Origin of the sequence: Mycolicibacterium diernhoferi (assembly GCF_019456655.1) — a bacterium.
In the GTDB taxonomy this organism is placed as follows: domain Bacteria; phylum Actinomycetota; class Actinomycetes; order Mycobacteriales; family Mycobacteriaceae; genus Mycobacterium; species Mycobacterium diernhoferi.
The window spans coordinates 4126884-4143372 of sequence record NZ_CP080332.1 but is presented as its reverse complement, the minus strand read 5'-3'; the positions used below and the strand labels follow the sequence as shown (position 1 = coordinate 4143372).

The window sequence follows — 16489 nt, the reverse complement described above, 5'->3', positions numbered from 1 at the left end:
AACACCGCGGGCCCCCGGGTATACGGCGGCCATGACCCCGTCAACGCTGAAGACAGAAGACGCAGGACCCAAGGCCGTCAGCCGTAGCGTGCAGGTCTCCGCGCCGGTGGCCACGATCTTCGAACTGATCGTGGACCCCCACCGCCACCACGACATCGACGGATCCGGCACGGTCCGTGACGTCACCGTCAAAGGGCCGCACCATCTGAGCGTGGGTGACACGTTCACCGTCGGCATGAAGCAGTACGGGCTGCCTTACAAGATCACCTCGACGGCCACCGCCGTCGAGGAGAACCGTCTGGTCGAGTGGCAGCATCCGCTCGGGCACCGGTGGCGCTGGGAACTGGCCGAGGTCAGCCCGGGCACCACGAAGGTGACCGAGACGTTCGACTACGCAGGCGCCAAGTCGCCGTTCCTCATCGAGTTCCTGGGCATGCAGAAGAAGAATGCCGAGGGCATCGAGTCGACGCTGACTGCGCTGGCCGAGCGGTACTACACGAACTAGCGCGGCCGCAGCCCGGCCGACCGGTAGGCCGCGTCGACCAACGCCATATTGGCGACCGCATCATCGGTGCCGAACGGAAGTGCCGCGCCATGCTGGACATGCGCAGCGAACGCCTCCAGCTGGTAGGTGTAGGACGCCCGCGTGCCCAGACGCTCCACACGCGGGCCGTCGTCGGTGACCAAGGTGAGCCGGTCGTCCCGGCCGGGCCGGATGAAATCGTGCACGAGCACGTCGCCGAGGCTGCCGGAGATCTTGAGCGTGAACGAATAGTCCGGTGCCACCATGGAATTGGTGGTCGCCCCGGTCGCCCCGTCGGGGAAGGCGAGCTCGACGTCGCAGCTCGCATCGACACCCGGTGAACGCAGTACGGCGTGTGCGCGGGTGATCGACGGGGCGCCACCGAGACCGGGGACGCCGAGCCGACCCAGGGTTCGCATGACGTGCAGGCTGTAACAGCCCAGGTCCATCAAGGCCCCACCGGCCAGGTCCAGCGACCAGCGTGGGTCGGTGGCGGCCGGCTCCGGCATCGCCATGGCGACCTCCACCCGGTGGACGGCGCCGAGGGCTCCGTCGGCCGCCAGTGCGAACGCCCGCTGGGTCACCGGATGAAAGAAGTAGTGGAAGCCTTCCAGCACGGTGACACCCGCCGACCGCGCCGCGTCGGCGACCCGCAGCGCTTCGGACCGGTCCCGGGCGAACGGCTTCTCACTGAGGACCGGTTTGCCGGCCGCGATGGCGGCCAGATTCCACGGTGCGTGCAGCGAGTTGGCCAGCGGGTTGTAGATGACATCGACGCACGCGTCGTCGATGACGTCCTGATACGAGTCGAGAACCCGTTCCACGCCGTACTTCTCGGCGAACCCGTCGGCACGGCTGCGGTCCCGGGCCGCCACGGCGACCAGGCGGTGGCCGAGTTCTGCTGCGGGTCCGACGATGGCGGACTCGGCGATGCGGGAGGCGCCGAGCACGCCGATGCGCAGACCGTCGGTACGGGTCATGTCACGCTGTTCAGGTACGTGACGCTGCTCCGCACATCGGCGAGTGGTCCCGCACCGTCCGGTGCGCCCTCCAGAATGGTGTCCTGTTCCATCACGAACCAGCCGTCGAAACCGTTGTCCCGCAGGACGGAGACGATCCCGGCGATATCGACGTCGCCGGTGCCCAACGGCGTGTACATGCCGGCCTTCACCGCATCGGTGTAGCTCAGCTCACCGGACTGCACCTTGGCCGCCAGTGCGGCATCGACATCCTTGAGATGGGTGTGCGCGATGCGCTGGGGCACCGTCTTCGCCAGCTCCACCGGATCGGTGCCGCCGATCAGGAGATGGCCGGTGTCCAGGCACAGCGGGATCGAGGATCCGGCCAGTACCCGGTCGACCTCGGCGCGGGACTCCACGATGGTGCCGACATGCGGATGCAGCACCGCGAGCAGACCCCGTTCGGCGACGATGCCGGCCAGCCGGTCCAGATTCGACAGCAGCGTCGACCACTGCTCGTCGTCGAGCACCGGCCGGGAATCGTAGCCATCGGCGCCGGTGGCCGCGGCGAGCACGACGACTCCCGCACCCGCGGCGACCAGCGAATTCAGCGGTCCGGCAAGGTCTTCGGCCGGATCGTGATCGGTCCGGTGCGCCACCACCGGGACGAATCCTCCGACGCAGGACAGCTCGTGCCGGGCCAGGACCGACTTCAGCGCCTCGGTGTCGGCGGGCAGGAAACCGTCCGGGCCGAGTTCGGTGGCGGTCAGGCCGACCGCGCGCATCTCACCGAGGACCTGTTCGGGGTCGAGTTGGAAACCCCAACCCGGTACCTCGCAGACACCCCAGGAAATGGGCGCTCCCGCGATTTTGATGGCGTTGGTGCTCATGGGTTGCTTACCTTCTTTCTAACCGACTCAAGTGCTACCGGGGCACCCCGGCGCAGGGACTCGGTGGCGGCCTCGGCCAACCAGGCCACCTCGACGGCGTCGGCCACCGTCGCACCGCGCACCGGTCCGCCCTGGGCCACCTCGACGAAACCGGCCAACTCGGTGCGGAACGCCTCGGTGAAGCGGTCCATGAAGAAGTTGTGCGCCGGTCCCGTCGGGAACTCGTTGCCCGGATCCATGTTCCGCAGCGGCGCGCCCTGATCCCAGCCGGCGGCGACACTGTCGTCGAACCCGTGCACCTCCAGGCGGCAGTCGTAGCCGCGGGCGTTGTAGCGGGCGTTGGAGACGAGCCCGAGGGCGCCGCCGTCGAACCGCACCACCACCGCGGCGGTGTCCACATCGCCGTACTCGGTGAACAGCGGATCACCCTGCACCGTTCCGGTGGCGTACACCTCGACCGGCTGCTGGCCGGTGATCCAGCGCAGGATGTCGAAATCGTGGACGGCGCAGTCCCGGAAGATCCCGCCCGAACCCCTGATGTAGTCCATCGGTGGGGGAGCGGGATCCATCGTGGTGCTGCGCACCGTGTGCAGGGTGCCCAGCGCGCCACTGTCGACGGCGCTCTTGGCAGCCGCGAACGCCGCGTCGAAGCGACGCTGGTACCCGACCTGGACCGGAACCCCGGAGCCGGTGATGATCTCGGCGATCCGCGCGCTCTCGGCGGCGGTGGAGGCGATCGGCTTCTCGCAGAACGTCGGGATACCGCGCTGCACTGATGCCAGGGTGAGCTCGGCGTGCGCCGGGGTGGCCGCGGCCACCACCACACCGTCGACCCCCGCGGACAGCAGTGCCTCCACCGAGTCGACGGCCCTGGCCCCGTGCTTGGCCGCCACCGCGGCCGTCACGTCGGCGCGCTCGTCGGTGATCACCAGTTCGTCCACTCCCGTGAGCCCGGACAGGGTTTCGGTGTGGAATGCGCCGATGCGGCCCAGTCCGATCACGCCGATGGTGGTCATGGAATTCTCCGTTCGTTCTGTGCGTCGAGGATGTCGTGGAGTTCGGTGGCGCTGAGCCCGTCGGCCAGTGCGGCCAGCACGGTGTCCACCTGACTCGGTGGCGCCAGGCTGCCGATCGGCTGATCGCGGTCGAGGTTGGTCGGGAAGGCGTAGCCCTCGGCGGTGGCGTTGACGATGTTGGCCAGCTCGCCGTCCGGGCGGCCGGCGCGCCGCATGTCCAGCAGCACCGGGTAGACCGCCTTGACCATCGCGGTGCGGTCCAGCGCCTCCATCGCCCGGCCGAACGGGGACGAGATCTGCAGCAGATTGGCCATCCGGCTGATATCGGTCGAAGTATTCGCTCCCGCACCGTGATACAGCGCCGGGTTGAAGAAGACCGCATCACCCTTGCGCAGCGGCACCTGGACGTGATGTGCGGCGAAGAACTCGATGAACTCCGGCCGGTAGAACGCGATGTAGCCCGCTGCGAATCGTTGCGAGTACGGCAGCAGCATCGTCGGTCCGCTCTGCAATGGCATATCGCAGTGCGCGACCGCGCCCTGCAGCGTCAACGCCGCCGACATCCGGTGCATGTGCCCCGGGTAGTCCGCCAGCCGGTCGGGGTCGACGAAGCCCAGGTGGTAATCGCGGTGCGGAATCTGCGCGGCGCCACCGGGATTGACGACATTGACCTGTGAGGTGAGCTGATACCGCGGGCCCAGCCAGGCCTGCGACACCAGCGCCAGGGTGTCCGCGGCGTAGTAGTGCGCGTACACCTCGGGGGAGCGCAGGGCCAGTTTCTGGGCGGCGTTCCAGACCCGGTCGTTGGCCCCGGCCTTACCGAAATGATCCCCGGCGGCGCCGCCCGCGGCGCGCTGGTCGGCGATGATGTCGGTGAACGCAGCGGAGGCACGGTCCACCACCTCGTCGGCGAAGGCGCCCTCGAACACGACCACGCCCGGCCCGTCGGTGAGCGCCACGATCAGCTCGGCCTGCAGTGCCCGTCGATCAGCCCCCGCGATATCGGCGGCCGAGTACACCAGCACGTTGCGCCGGACGTCGGTGGCGTGCGGGTAGTCGGCCAGATCGGTGCCGCGCAGCACCTGGCTACCGAACTCGTCGAGATCGCACTGGGACTCGGTGATCCAGCTCGGTCCGGAAGCGGCGAGTGAAGCGGGCATGAGGGTTAGTCTTGCTGTGACCACGACCGCAATCAACAGCGAAAAACCATCAAAAAACCATCACCACCGCTCAACCGTCCACCCGCGCGCAGAGCAAGGAAGGCACGATGCACCGGTACAAGGTCCGCGAGATCGCGCAGCAGGCCGGGTTGAGCGAGGCGACGGTCGACCGGGTTCTCAACAACCGGCCGGGGGTCCGGGAGAACACCCGCGCCGAGGTGCGTCAAGCCGTCGCGGACCTGGACAAGCAGCGAGCGCAGTTGCGGCTCAACGGCCGTCGTTATCTGTTCGATGTGGTGATGCAGACCCCGCAACGATTCTCCGATGCGTTCCGGGCGGCCATCGAGGCCGAGTTGCCGGCCTTCGCGCCGGCCGTGCCGCGAGCCCGATTTCACCTGTGGGAGTCGGGGTCGGCGGCCGATATGGCCGCCGAGTTGGACCGGATCAAGGGCAGCCACGGCGTCATCCTGAAGGCGCAGGACGAACCCGAGGTCGCCGAGGCGGTCGACCGGCTGGTCGCCGGGGGAGTGCCGGTGGTGACCTACACCACCGATGTGGCCAACAGCGACCGCTGCGCCTATGTCGGTATCGACAACCACGGGGCCGGGCTGACGGCGGCGTTCCTGGTCAACCAATGGCTGGGCGCCGCCCCGTCGGGAGTGTTGATCACACTGAGCCGCACGGTGTTTCGGGGCGAGGGGGAGCGCGAGGTGGGGTTTCGCGCCGGCCTGCGGGGTACCGGGCACGACATCGTCGAGGTCAGCGACAGCGACGGTATCGATGTCACCAACGAACGGCTGGTTCTCGACGCGCTGAAACGCCACCCCGGGATCGAGGCCGTGTACTCCCCGGGCGGCGGTAATGCCGCGACCGTCGCCGCATTCGCGCGGTTGGGCCGGAGGTGCAGAGTCTTCGTCGCCCACGACCTCGACGTCGACAATCGCCGGCTGCTGCGGGAAGGCAAGCTTTCGGTGGTGCTGCACAACGATCTGCGCGCCGATGCCCGGTTGGCCATGCGGGTGTTGCTCCAGCAGCACGGCGCTCTTCCCTCCGAACCGGTGCGTCCCACCCCCATTCAGGTCGTCACCCCCTACAACCTGCCCGGATAGCCGTCGGCCTGGCCGGGCGGGGTACGGGCCGAAGCTGCGGAATGGCTGAAAGCGGCAGACGCCGACTACCATTTCGCCCGACAGCCACGTCGAGATGTACCGACGACAGGACAAACGTCAAGCGGGGGAACCAAAGATGTCGCCAGAGCTCATCCCGGGCGTGACCGTGCTGGGAAACCTGGCCATCGACATCATCAACGGTGCGCCGCCCAGTCCGGGTGGCTGCGCCTCCTTCGCGGGTGTGGCGCTGGAAAGCGCCCCCGGGACCGCGCACATCGTGGCCATGGGGGCCCGGCGCGACCACGAACTGTTCGACCCGGTGCTGGACCGGTTCGGCTCGATGGTGCGGTTGCTGGCTTCGGACCGCACCAGTGCGTTCCGGCTGGACTACGACGACACCGATCACCGGCACATGGGCGTCGAGGCCGTCGGTCCGGTGTGGACGCCGGCCGATATCGAGGCCGACGACCCCCGCACCACCTGGATTCACCTGGCTCCGCTGCTGCGCACCGACTTCCCGGCCGAGACCCTGGCCCATCTCGCGGCGCGCGGGCACCGGATCGCCTACGACGGCCAGGGCCTGGTGCGTGCGGACAGTGTCGGCCCGCTGCAGCTGGACCGGCACTTCGCCCCGGAGCTGGTACGCCACCTCGATGTACTGAAGCTGGCGGAGGACGAGGCCGTCATCGTCGCCGACGGCCCGTTCGACCTGGCGGCCGCCGAACGGCTCGGGGTTCCGGAGATCCTGGTGACCTACGGCTCCGAAGGCTGCGACATCTACCGGGACGGGACCGTGGAGCGGGTGCCGGCCGCGTGGCGGGTGATGGATGTCCAGACCACCGGCGCCGGCGACATGTTCACCGCTTCTTTCATCGCGCACCGGGCGGCGGGGGCGGACCCGCGGCGCGCGGTGCAGATCGCCAGCGAACTCGTCGCTCGCGAATTGCAGAAGCGCGTTCACCTCGGCCTCTCACCGGCGTAAGCCCTGGTAGCCTGGCAGTACTTGACACCCGTCAAGTTCAGTCGCGGTGGGGCTACTGGGCGGTAATCAGATCCTTAGAGAATGACATTCTCCAAAAGTGATGAAGACCACAGGTGGGCGGGAACTCGTTCTGCTTCACGCCCCTGAACTGGGAGTTCTTCTAGATGAAACCCGCGTGTCGCTGTGCCGCGTGGGCATGGTCACCCTAAGAGAAGTGCCATACTGGTTACCGGCAGTGACACCAAAAGTTTCGGACGCAAACCCCCTCGCGATCAGCGCACTATTCGCGCGGGTGTGAAAGGCAGGAAGTCGTGGGTCAGAACGACAACGCGGGGGCTCCGCGGCAGAAGCTGGAGAAGGTGGTCATCCGCTTCGCAGGCGACTCCGGCGACGGCATGCAGCTCACCGGCGACCGATTCACGTCCGAGGCCGCGCTGTTCGGCAACGACCTTGCGACACAGCCCAATTACCCCGCCGAGATCCGCGCACCACAGGGCACCCTGCCCGGTGTGTCGTCCTTCCAGATCCAGATCGCGGACTACGACATCCTCACCGCGGGCGACCGTCCCGACGTTCTGGTCGCGATGAACCCCGCGGCGCTGAAGGCCAACGTGGGCGACCTGCCACGCGGCGGCCTGATCATCGCCAACTCCGACGAGTTCACCAAGCGCAACCTGGCCAAGGTCGGCTACGAGGCCAACCCGCTGGAGAACGACGAGCTGTCCGACTACGTCGTGCAGTCGGTCGCGATGACCACCCTGACCCTGGGGGCCGTCGAAGCGATCGGCGCCACCAAGAAGGACGGCCAGCGCGCCAAGAACATGTTCGCCCTCGGTCTGCTGTCGTGGATGTACGGCCGCGAACTGGAGGCGAGCGAGGCCTTCATCCGGGAGAAGTTCGCCCGCAAGCCCGAGATCGCCGAGGCCAACGTGCTCGCCCTGAAGGCGGGCTGGAACTACGGCGAGACCACCGAGGCCTTCGCCACCACCTACGAGGTGGCCCCGGCCAAGCTCAAGTCCGGTGAGTACCGGCAGATCTCCGGCAATACGGCGCTGGCCTACGGCCTCGTGGCGGCCGGTCAGCTCTCCGACATCCAGGTGGTGCTGGGCACCTACCCGATCACCCCGGCGTCGGACATCCTGCACGAGCTGTCCAAGTACAAGCACTTCAACGTGCTGACCTTCCAGGCCGAGGACGAGATCGCCGGCATCGGTGCCGCCATCGGCGCCTCCTACGGCGGTGCGCTCGGTGTCACCAGCACCTCGGGTCCGGGCGTCTCGCTGAAGTCCGAGGCCATCGGCCTCGCGGTGATGACCGAGCTCCCGCTGATCGTCATCGACGTGCAGCGCGGCGGCCCGTCGACCGGTCTGCCCACCAAGACCGAACAAGCCGACCTGCTGCAGGCGCTCTACGGCCGCAACGGCGAATCGCCGGTCGCGGTGCTGGCGCCGTGCTCACCCTCGGACTGCTTCGACATCGCCGTGGAGGCCGTGCGGATCGCGATCGGCTACCACACCCCGGTGATCATCCTGTCCGACGGCGCGATCGCCAACGGCTCGGAGCCGTGGCGCATCCCGGACATCAGCACCTACCCGGCCATCGAGCACACCTTCGCCAAGTCCGGCGAACCGTTCGAGCCCTACGCCCGTGACCCGGAGACCCTGGCCCGACAGTTCGCCGTCCCCGGGACCCCGGGCCTGGAGCACCGCATCGGCGGTCTGGAGTCGGCCAACGGCTCGGGCAACATCTCCTACGAGCCCAAGAACCACGATCTGATGGTGCGGTTGCGTCAGCTCAAGGTCGACGGCATCTCGGTGCCCGACCTGGAGGTCGACGACCCGACCGGCGACGCCGAACTGCTGATGCTGGGCTGGGGCAGCTCGTACGGCCCCATCGGCGAGGCCTGCCGGCGCGCCCGGCGCAACGGCATCAAGGTCGCGCACGCTCAGCTGCGCTACCTGAATCCGTTCCCGGCCAACCTCGAAGAGGTGCTGAACAAGTACCAGAAGGTCGTCGTGCCGGAGATGAACCTCGGCCAGCTCGCCCTGCTGCTGCGCGGCAAGTTCCTGGTCGACGTGCAGTCGGTCACCAAGGTCGAGGGCATGGCCTTCCTGGCCGACGAGGTGGAGGGCATCATCGACGCGGCGCTCGATGGAACGCTGCGTGAGAAGGAAACAGACAAGGCGAAGTTTGCACGGCTGGCCGCCGCCACCGTGGAATCTGTGGGAGCGAACGCATGACCGACCTCATCGGCTCTGACCTGGGCCTGACCGAAGCCCTCAGCAAGACTGCGCTGGTGCCGACCACGGACCAGCCGCAGAAGGGTAAGGACTTCACCAGCGACCAGGAGGTCCGCTGGTGCCCGGGTTGCGGTGACTACGTCATCCTCAACACCATCCGCAACTTCCTGCCCGAGCTCGGCCTGCGCCGCGAGAACATCGCGTTCGTCAGCGGTATCGGCTGCTCCAGCCGGTTCCCGTACTACCTGGAGACCTACGGTTTCCACTCGATCCACGGCCGTGCGCCGACCATCGCCACCGGGCTGGCGCTGGCCCGCGAGGACCTCTCGGTGTGGGTCGTCACCGGTGACGGCGATTCGCTGTCGATCGGCGGCAACCACCTGATCCATGCGCTGCGCCGCAACATCAACATCACCATCCTGTTGTTCAACAACCGGATCTACGGACTGACCAAGGGCCAGTACTCGCCGACGTCCGAGGTCGGCAAGGTCACCAAGTCCACGCCGATGGGCTCACTGGACTACCCGTTCAACCCGGTGTCGCTGGCGCTGGGCGCCGAGGCCACCTTCGTCGGCCGCGCGCTGGACTCCGACCGCAAGGGTCTGACCGAGGTGCTGCGCGGTGCCGCACAGCATCGCGGCGCCGCCCTGGTCGAGATCATGCAGGACTGCCCGATCTTCAACGACGGTTCCTTCGACGCGCTGCGCAAGGAAGGTGCCGAGGACCGGCTGATCAACATCACCCACGGTGAGCCGATCACCTTCGGCGCCGACGGCGAGTACGCCGTGGTGAAGTCCGGGTTCGGCCTGGAGATCGCCAAGACCGCGGACGTGCCGGCCGACCAGATCGTGGTGCACGATGCCACGATCGACGACCCGGCGTACGCCTTCGCGTTGTCGCGGCTGAGCGAGCAGAACCTCGACCACATGGTGATGGGTATCTTCCGTCAGGTGAACAAGCCGACCTACGACGACGCCGCCCGCGCTCAGATCGCCGCGGCCCGCGAGGCCAAGGCGCACGACACGGCCGCGCTGCAATCGCTGCTTCGCGGCAAGGACACCTGGTCGGTCGACTAACGTCGCGGGGGTGACCGCCCCCACGACGCTCGCCGCCGTCATTCTTGCGGGTGGTGCGTCCCGCCGGATGGGACGCGACAAAGCCACCCTCGTCATCGACGGTGAGACCCTGGTCGAGCGGACGGTGGCGACCGTCGCCGCCCGCTGTGCACCGGTCTTCGTCGTCGCGGCTCCCGGGCAGGCGCTGCCGGATCTGGCCGCGCAGATCCTGCGTGATGAAGTGCGCGGCGTCGGTCCACTGCTGGCGACCGCCCGCGGATTGCGGGCGGCCGCGGAGGCGGGCGTGGACCGAGCCTTCGTCTGCGCGGTGGACATGCCGAACCTCACCGCCGATCTCATCGACGACCTGCTGATTCCCACCGCGGGACTGCCCGCCGAGGTGGTGCTGCCCTGGGCCGGTCGCGATCATTATCTGGCCGGTATCTACCGGACCTCGCTCGCCGACCGGGCGGACACGCTGGTCGCGGCCGGGGAGCGCAGCATGCGGGCCCTGGTCGAATCCTGCGATACCCAGCGCATCGTGATGCCGGAGCGGCCGGACATGGCCAACGTCAACACTCCCGCCGACCTGCGCTGAGGCCGCCCGAAGGGTGCCAGCCGGCCAGCAAATAACCAATTAGGTCACGAAAATCTCTGAATTTACCCATCCGAGAGTTTATGCCCGAATATATCGGTTGTATAACGTGCGCTGAATTCATGCACTCTAAGTGGGAATTCCCGGCGGCGTCCGTGGCGCGGGCCGGAGGGCTTGCGAAAACCGTTCCGGCGTAGCGGATCTCGCGTCGCGCGATCGCGCGACTTTTGGCTGAATTGCGTTGTGGCCGTGCAACCGGACTCGTCCAGGCCGGGTGAATCCAGCCCTTGGATGGGCCGGCTGAGCGGCGCGGGCTCGGGGCCGGAGGTGTTCCGGTTGATCATGATCAGCGGGCCGATTGCGCGGACGCATCGAGACACCCGGTCGGTACGAAATCAGTTGCAAATCAATCTGTTCCGGCTGGTCGGAGGATTGGGTCGACGAGTTTCCTTGGCTGCGGCCGTCGTTGGACACTCATCCGATGTATTTCGTTAAACGCTTGCACGGCAGTGCATTTGGCTGATATGTGCGGCAAGGGGGATGGGGCAGTCGCCAGCGAACGGATGTCCGGCTGTGCCGGTGGCGGGGCGGTTTGAGAACCCGGTTTGGGGGGAATCAGAGGTGAACCGGCCGTGTGGACACGCCCGGCAAGTGGTGTGGCTCACAAAATGATCGTGATCTGCCTCACCAATTCGGTCTCGACCTGCAATTCAGGGTTCACCGACGATCTCCGCGCTGACCTGCATGGTTCACCCATAGGTTCACCGTGATCATCCCGTGATCTGCTTGCGACGCGTTCTTCATCGAGGTGACTTCGTTCCGAGGATTTTGTACGTTGCTAGCAACTCCGAAATGGAGCAAACAATTTCACATTCAACATCGCGTGTAAGTGGGCCTGCGGCGGACCGATGAGTCTGCTGGGCGACCGGGTGTGAGCACCCGGCGAGACACATTCCTCGTCTCCCACTGTTGTGCCCGACCGAGACGGCACGACCCAAACCTCCCGCCTGATGGATCAGGCCTTCGTGTCCGCGTTTCCGCGGACGTCTTTGGTGCGCGCTCGATGAGAGGATCCATTTTGAAGAACATCCGCAAAACGTTCGGTATGGCAGCCATCGCCGGGGCGATGGCAGTGACTCCGATGGCTCTGGGTTTCGGGGCGGCCACCGCACATGCGGACAGCGTGAACTGGGATGCCGTTGCGGCCTGCGAATCGGGTGGCAACTGGGCGATCAACACCGGTAACGGTTACTACGGTGGCCTGCAGTTTGCGCTCGGAACCTGGCGAGGCAACGGTGGCAGCGGTATGCCCCACGCGGCCAGCCGGGAAGAGCAGATCCGCGTTGCGGAGAACGTTCTGCGCAGCCAGGGCATCGGTGCATGGCCGACCTGCGGTAAGCGCGGATAGTCTCGCGATACCAAACGCTCCTCAATGGCGCCGGGCTTTACGCCCGGCGCCATTGTTTTCTCATAAACCCCGCTAACAGCACCAGTCACATAAGAAACTGATAAAACTCCAGCCTCCCCCGTAACGGGTGATCCCCGTCACCCGAAACACCGGATAACCGCGTCGCAAGAACGCCTTCGCCTCGCGGACCTCGTGTCACCGGTCGGGGAAGGACCGCACAAATGACTAAGAACATCGCGACTGAGAACAACGCGACGAAGAACATCCGCACCGCCGCCAAGAACCTGCTGACGAAGAGCCTCTGGGTCGCCGCCGCGACCGGCGCACTCTCGGTGGCCCCGATGGCGGGAGTCTTCGGGTCCGCGGCCACCGCACATGCCGACAGCGTCAACTGGGACGCCATCGCCCAGTGCGAGTCGGGCGGCAACTGGGGAATCAACACCGGTAACGGTCACTACGGCGGGCTGCAGTTCAAGCAGGCGACCTGGGCCGCCAACGGCGGTGTCGGCTCGCCGGCCCGCGCGTCGCGCGCCGAGCAGATCCGGGTCGCCGAGAACGTGCTCCGCAGCCAGGGCCTGGGCGCGTGGCCCAAGTGCGGCCCGCGCGGCGCCACGCCGGCGGTCTTCAGCACTCCCGGTGTGCCGGCCGCTGGAGCCCCCGCCGCGGTCGGTTGCCAGGCCATCCGCGGTGGCGCGGTGCTCGGGGTCTTCGACTTCCGCAAGATGTGCCAGGCCATGCAGACCGCCGTCACCGCCTTCCAGCCGCGCTGAGCGTCACGACGTCGGCAGCACGAACGCCGAACGGCCGGCCACCGACGCCAGATGCCGGGCCAGCACGGCCTCCGGAATCAGGGCCGAGGCCCGGCTGGCCGCGGCGCTGAGCGCGGCGGGGCGCATGTTCACGATCCGGCCGACCGCCCGGGACTCGGCGACCAGGCCGCGGACCCGCCGACGCCGAAACGTCCCGAACCGGGCGAACGCGGCGGACAGATCCGGCTCACACGCTGTCAATGCCGCCAGGATCGCCGCGTCCTCCAGTCCCTGACAGCCGCCCTGGCCCAGATGCGGCCGCATCGGGTGGGCCGCATCCCCGACGATCACCGCGCGGTCGCGCGCCCAGCGGGCGGCCGGTTTCCGGTCGTAGAGATCGTTGCGCAGCACTGCGGCCGGATCGGTGCTCGCCAGCAGGCTCGGGATCGGTTCCGGCCACGTACCGAAAACCCGGCTCAGGTGCGCGTGTTCACCACCCGGGGCCGTCTGCCCCCGAGGTGCCCGCTGGGTGGCGAACCAATAGGTGTGATCGGCCCCCGACTCGATCCCTTCGCTCGCCCTGAGTGGCACATGCCCGACCTCCATACCCGGTCCCATCGTCTCCCCGGCCAGATCGGGATCCATTGCGTACGCGGCGATGCCGCGCCATGCGGTGTAACCGGCATAGCGGCGGGGGAGGTCGCCGTTGAGGTGGCGCGCGACCATGGAATCCACACCGTCGGCGCCCACCACGGCGTCGACCTGGTCAACGGTGCCGTCCGACAACGTGATTCGGGCGCCCGCACGCGAGACATCGAGCGCCGTCGCGGCACGGCCATGGGTCACGGTGCCGGCGGGTAGCGCCCCGGCCAGGATCTCGGTGAGCCGCGCGCGGTGGATGACGACCAGCGGTTCGCCCAAGGCGTGCACGATCCGGTCGGTGTCCGGGCGGCGCAACCAGCGCCCGTCGCGCCAGCGCAGAGCGCCTGCGCTGATTCGGCCGCCGGCACCGCGAACCTGATCGCCGAGGCCGATGGTGTCCAGCGCCGCCAGCGCATTGGGCCAGATGCTGATACCGGCACCCGCCGCATCGGCGGTGGGGCGTTGCTCGATGACGGACACCTCGTACCCGGCGCGGCGCAGTGCCACCGCGGTGGCCAGGCCGGCGATACCGGCGCCGATCACCATGATGCGTTCGGTCATGACGCCGACGCTATCGGGCCGGCTGTCAACCAGACGAGACAGTCAGGTCACATCACCGAAACGCAGCCTTGGTTTCCTGGAGGGCAACCTAGTCAACCCTCGGTGTCCACGGAAGGGCTTATGCGACCTGACCTCGAACTGACGAGCGTGCCCGGTTGGGCACTGACCCCCGCCGAACCGGACGCCGACCTATCGGGGCGGTCATGGACCGTCGTCGCGTTCGGGTCCCGCGGTGCCGCCATTGCGGCGGACTGGCTGGACCAGATCTCCTCGGCTGGAGGTGGATCCGCGGTCCGGCTGCACCGATTTGCCGAGTGGGAGCCCGCAGATCGGGCCGCCGCGGCGCTGCGGGCCGATCTCGGCTCGGCCCGCGTCGGCTGGCGGTTGATGATGGCCGGACCCGCCGACGCGTGCCTGAAGCTGCGAGGGGCTGCCGTGGATCTGGGCGTCGCCGATGACGAGATGACGGTCGCCTCCACCGACGTCGATTCGCGGTCGGTGCACTGCGTGCACTGTGGTGCCGTCACCCGGGCGCGGGTGAACATCGAAGACACCCTGCCATGCCGGTCCTGTGGCCGGAATCTCTTTGTCCACTACCACGTCTCGCGTCGCTCGGGCGCCCACCTCGGGTACATGGCCGATGCGGAGCGACCGGCGGGAGTGTCGGCGTGAACACCCTCAAACTGGTCGTCGCCGGCATCGACGACACGGTCCACGGCATCCGTACCCTGACCCTGTCCGACCCGGACGGCACGCCATTACCCTCGTTCACCCCGGGAAGTCACATCGTGCTGGAGTGCGCGGGCCGCGCCAACGCCTATTCCCTGACCGGCGAGGGGGATTCGCCCGGTACCTATGTGATATCGGTGCTGCGGCGCGCGGAGTCCGACGGCGGGACGGGCGGATCCCGGTGGATCCACGACGAACTCGCGCTCGGCGACACCGTGGCGGCCACCCCGCCGCGCAGCGCATTCGCGCCGGTGCTGCGGGCCCGCCGCCATCTGCTGGTCGCCGCGGGCATCGGTATCACCCCGATGGTGTCGCATCTGCGCAGCGCTCGCCGGTGGGGACGTGACGCCCGGCTGATCTACGTGCACCGGACCGGCCGCGGCGCCTATCTCGACACGGTGTCCCAACTGAGCGAACACATCTCGGTGCACACCGACCGTGCCGCCTTCACCGCCGACCTGCTCGCGGCGCTCGGTGATCAACCCTTCGGCACCCACCTCTATATCTGTGGACCGGCCGCGTTCATCGACGATGTGACCAGTGCCGCGGCCCGGCTGGGCTGGCCACCGAGCCGGATCCATCTGGAGCACTTCGGCGCCGAGGCGCTCGACCCCGGCGTACCCTTCCCCGCCCGGATCGCCTCCACCGGTGAGCAGTTCACCGTCGACGCCGGAGTATCGCTGCTGGAGGAACTGGAACGTCGCGGAATCGAGGTACCGAACCTGTGCCGCCGCGGCGTGTGCGGTGAGTGCCGGGTGCCGGTCTCCGGTGGCGCCATCACCCACCGAGACCTGTATCTGAGCGACGCCGAGAGACAGGCCGGCGACGCACTGATGGCCTGCGTTTCCCGTGGCGGTCCCGAAACCCTGGAGGTAGCACTGTGATAACCACCCCCGACCTGATCCATACCTTTCCCTTCCCGTTCGCCGCCGACACCTACCGCTACAGCACCAACGTCGAACCCGCCGGCTCGGCGGTGCACACCCCGGTGGGGTGCTGGGGCGAGCGGATCGTCGACGTCGACAGCGAGTACGAGAACGAACTGGCCCAGCGAGCGGCCATTCTCGCCGCCGACCCCAGCCGCAGCGCGGTGTTGCCGCATATGCGTCCGGCGTGCTGGGATGCCATGCTGACCCTGATGCGTGAACTCGCCACCGCCTACCCGGACAGCATGTCGCTGCAGCGCGACGGCGACGGCTGGCGTTGGCGCAACGACAGATTGGGGATCGACCAAAGCTTCGTGGTCGGCGATGAGTGCACGCTGCCGGCCGAGCCACTGTCCTACATCGCCGCTCAGGTCCAGGAGGACATCGTGCTGCTCGACCAGCGCGAGGGTGATCTCTTCGGCGACGCCGGCGTGGTGACCTTCGCCGCCGACTGGTCGTTCGGGTTTGACGTCGGGATGACGTTCCTGGAGATCCACGGCCCGGTACCGCGGCTGCGCGAGACCGGTGTCATCACCCGCGCCAGGGAGTTCCTGATGCGGCTGCAACCCGGTGAAACCTACCGGCGCACCAACTGGACGCTCACCATCGGCCGGCGCCTCGACGTCTCCACCGAGCTGTACCACGAGTGGGGCCCGGACCGCACGGCCATCCACGAGGTTTCCGATGAGGAGTTCGGCCGCGCGGTGCACCTGCGGGTCGAGGTGCAGCACCTGATCCGGCTGCCGGAATCCGGCTCGATCTGTTTCCTGATCCGCAGCTACATGCTGCCGCTGGCCGATATCGCCGCCGTCGACGCCTGGCGGGAGCGGGCCGCCGCGGTGCTGGCCGAACTCCCCGAGGACATCGCCGACTACAAGGGCATCATCGGCTACCGCGACCGTGCGGCGCAGTGGCTGCGCGACGCGAGGTAGCGCCGGCACACAC

Annotated in this window: 16 protein-coding genes; 11 read left to right on the top strand and 5 right to left on the bottom strand. The window is 67.8% G+C overall.

All coding sequences use genetic code 11. The annotated features are described in order from the left end of the window. The first annotated feature begins 31 nt into the window (after positions 1-31). Positions 32-505 (top strand): SRPBCC family protein, encoded by a 474-nt coding sequence (locus tag K0O62_RS19570; RefSeq protein ID WP_073853512.1) that lies wholly within the window; start codon positions 32-34, stop codon positions 503-505. Here the strand turns inward: K0O62_RS19570 and K0O62_RS19565 are convergent. The 4 genes from K0O62_RS19565 to K0O62_RS19550 are packed head-to-tail and all read right to left on the bottom strand — an operon-like array spanning position 502 to position 4548. Continuing rightward, the gene (locus tag K0O62_RS19565) at positions 502-1503 is read right to left on the bottom strand and encodes a Gfo/Idh/MocA family protein (RefSeq protein ID WP_073853514.1); all 1002 of its coding nucleotides are present in this window, start codon (positions 1501-1503) and stop codon (positions 502-504) included. The genes K0O62_RS19570 and K0O62_RS19565 overlap by 4 nt on opposite strands. Continuing rightward, positions 1500-2372, bottom strand: a complete 873-nt coding sequence (locus K0O62_RS19560; RefSeq protein WP_079244554.1) for a sugar phosphate isomerase/epimerase family protein — start codon at positions 2370-2372, stop codon at positions 1500-1502. The genes K0O62_RS19565 and K0O62_RS19560 overlap by 4 nt, the downstream gene beginning before the upstream one ends. Next, positions 2369-3388 carry a Gfo/Idh/MocA family protein gene (locus K0O62_RS19555; RefSeq protein ID WP_073853516.1) on the bottom strand — a complete coding sequence of 340 codons (1020 nt, stop codon included), beginning with the start codon at positions 3386-3388 and terminating at the stop codon, positions 2369-2371. Before K0O62_RS19555 ends, K0O62_RS19560 begins: the two co-directional genes overlap by 4 nt. After that, positions 3385-4548, bottom strand: a complete 1164-nt coding sequence (locus tag K0O62_RS19550; protein WP_073853518.1) for a phytanoyl-CoA dioxygenase family protein — start codon at positions 4546-4548, stop codon at positions 3385-3387. Before K0O62_RS19550 ends, K0O62_RS19555 begins: the two co-directional genes overlap by 4 nt. 107 nt (positions 4549-4655) lie before the next feature. Here K0O62_RS19550 and K0O62_RS19545 point away from each other — a divergent pair, with 107 nt between their 5' ends. The 7 genes from K0O62_RS19545 (at position 4656) to K0O62_RS28905 (ending at position 12707) form a co-directional block, all read left to right on the top strand. After that, positions 4656-5657, top strand: a complete 1002-nt coding sequence (locus K0O62_RS19545) for a LacI family DNA-binding transcriptional regulator (RefSeq protein WP_073853520.1) — start codon at positions 4656-4658, stop codon at positions 5655-5657. A 136-nt stretch (positions 5658-5793) separates the two neighbouring features. Next, positions 5794-6639 (top strand): carbohydrate kinase family protein, encoded by an 846-nt coding sequence (locus K0O62_RS19540; RefSeq protein ID WP_207550976.1) that lies wholly within the window; start codon positions 5794-5796, stop codon positions 6637-6639. A 311-nt stretch (positions 6640-6950) separates the two neighbouring features. Then, a complete protein-coding gene (locus K0O62_RS19535) occupies positions 6951-8879 on the top strand; it encodes a 2-oxoacid:acceptor oxidoreductase subunit alpha (RefSeq protein ID WP_073853522.1) in 1929 nt (642 codons plus the stop codon). After that, positions 8876-9955, top strand: a complete 1080-nt coding sequence (locus K0O62_RS19530) for a 2-oxoacid:ferredoxin oxidoreductase subunit beta (RefSeq protein WP_073853524.1) — start codon at positions 8876-8878, stop codon at positions 9953-9955. Before K0O62_RS19535 ends, K0O62_RS19530 begins: the two co-directional genes overlap by 4 nt. A 10-nt stretch (positions 9956-9965) precedes the next feature. Further along, on the top strand, positions 9966-10532 hold the full coding sequence (mobA, locus tag K0O62_RS19525; protein WP_073853526.1) for a molybdenum cofactor guanylyltransferase: 567 nt from the start codon (positions 9966-9968) through the stop codon (positions 10530-10532). Between the two features lie 1075 nt (positions 10533-11607). After that, complete coding sequence (locus tag K0O62_RS19520; RefSeq protein ID WP_097933435.1) at positions 11608-11937, top strand: transglycosylase family protein; 330 nt, start codon at positions 11608-11610, stop codon at positions 11935-11937. 221 nt (positions 11938-12158) lie between these two features. Continuing rightward, positions 12159-12707: a transglycosylase family protein gene (locus K0O62_RS28905; protein ID WP_073853530.1), complete on the top strand. Its 549-nt coding sequence runs from the start codon at positions 12159-12161 to the stop codon at positions 12705-12707. A gap of 3 nt (positions 12708-12710) precedes the next feature. Here K0O62_RS28905 and K0O62_RS19510 read toward each other — a convergent pair whose 3' ends face one another. Next, on the bottom strand, positions 12711-13889 hold the full coding sequence (locus K0O62_RS19510) for an FAD-dependent oxidoreductase (RefSeq protein WP_073853532.1): 1179 nt from the start codon (positions 13887-13889) through the stop codon (positions 12711-12713). Positions 13890-14009: 120 nt separating this feature from the next. Here K0O62_RS19510 and K0O62_RS19505 point away from each other — a divergent pair, with 120 nt between their 5' ends. From K0O62_RS19505 to K0O62_RS19495, 3 genes are read left to right on the top strand one after another with little or no spacing between them, the layout of a single operon-like run. Continuing rightward, the gene (locus K0O62_RS19505) at positions 14010-14561 is read left to right on the top strand and encodes a dimethylamine monooxygenase subunit DmmA family protein (protein WP_073853534.1); all 552 of its coding nucleotides are present in this window, start codon (positions 14010-14012) and stop codon (positions 14559-14561) included. Further along, a complete protein-coding gene (locus K0O62_RS19500; RefSeq protein WP_073853536.1) occupies positions 14558-15502 on the top strand; it encodes a PDR/VanB family oxidoreductase in 945 nt (314 codons plus the stop codon). The genes K0O62_RS19505 and K0O62_RS19500 overlap by 4 nt, the downstream gene beginning before the upstream one ends. Further along, the gene (locus K0O62_RS19495) at positions 15499-16476 is read left to right on the top strand and encodes a heme-dependent oxidative N-demethylase family protein (RefSeq protein WP_073853538.1); all 978 of its coding nucleotides are present in this window, start codon (positions 15499-15501) and stop codon (positions 16474-16476) included. Before K0O62_RS19500 ends, K0O62_RS19495 begins: the two co-directional genes overlap by 4 nt. Positions 16477-16489 lie beyond the last annotated feature (13 nt).

Coding starts and splice junctions, on each gene's coding strand:
- K0O62_RS19510 (WP_073853532.1), bottom strand. CDS start 13,889: ATGACCGAACGCATCATGGTGATCGGCGCCGGTATCGCCGGCCTGGCC.
- K0O62_RS19550 (WP_073853518.1), bottom strand. CDS start 4,548: ATGCCCGCTTCACTCGCCGCTTCCGGACCGAGCTGGATCACCGAGTCC.
- K0O62_RS19505 (WP_073853534.1), top strand. CDS start 14,010: ATGCGACCTGACCTCGAACTGACGAGCGTGCCCGGTTGGGCACTGACC.
- K0O62_RS19565 (WP_073853514.1), bottom strand. CDS start 1,503: ATGACCCGTACCGACGGTCTGCGCATCGGCGTGCTCGGCGCCTCCCGC.
- K0O62_RS19545 (WP_073853520.1), top strand. CDS start 4,656: ATGCACCGGTACAAGGTCCGCGAGATCGCGCAGCAGGCCGGGTTGAGC.
- K0O62_RS19540 (WP_207550976.1), top strand. CDS start 5,794: ATGTCGCCAGAGCTCATCCCGGGCGTGACCGTGCTGGGAAACCTGGCC.
- K0O62_RS19560 (WP_079244554.1), bottom strand. CDS start 2,372: ATGAGCACCAACGCCATCAAAATCGCGGGAGCGCCCATTTCCTGGGGT.
- K0O62_RS19530 (WP_073853524.1), top strand. CDS start 8,876: ATGACCGACCTCATCGGCTCTGACCTGGGCCTGACCGAAGCCCTCAGC.
- K0O62_RS19570 (WP_073853512.1), top strand. CDS start 32: ATGACCCCGTCAACGCTGAAGACAGAAGACGCAGGACCCAAGGCCGTC.
- K0O62_RS28905 (WP_073853530.1), top strand. CDS start 12,159: ATGACTAAGAACATCGCGACTGAGAACAACGCGACGAAGAACATCCGC.
- K0O62_RS19555 (WP_073853516.1), bottom strand. CDS start 3,388: ATGACCACCATCGGCGTGATCGGACTGGGCCGCATCGGCGCATTCCAC.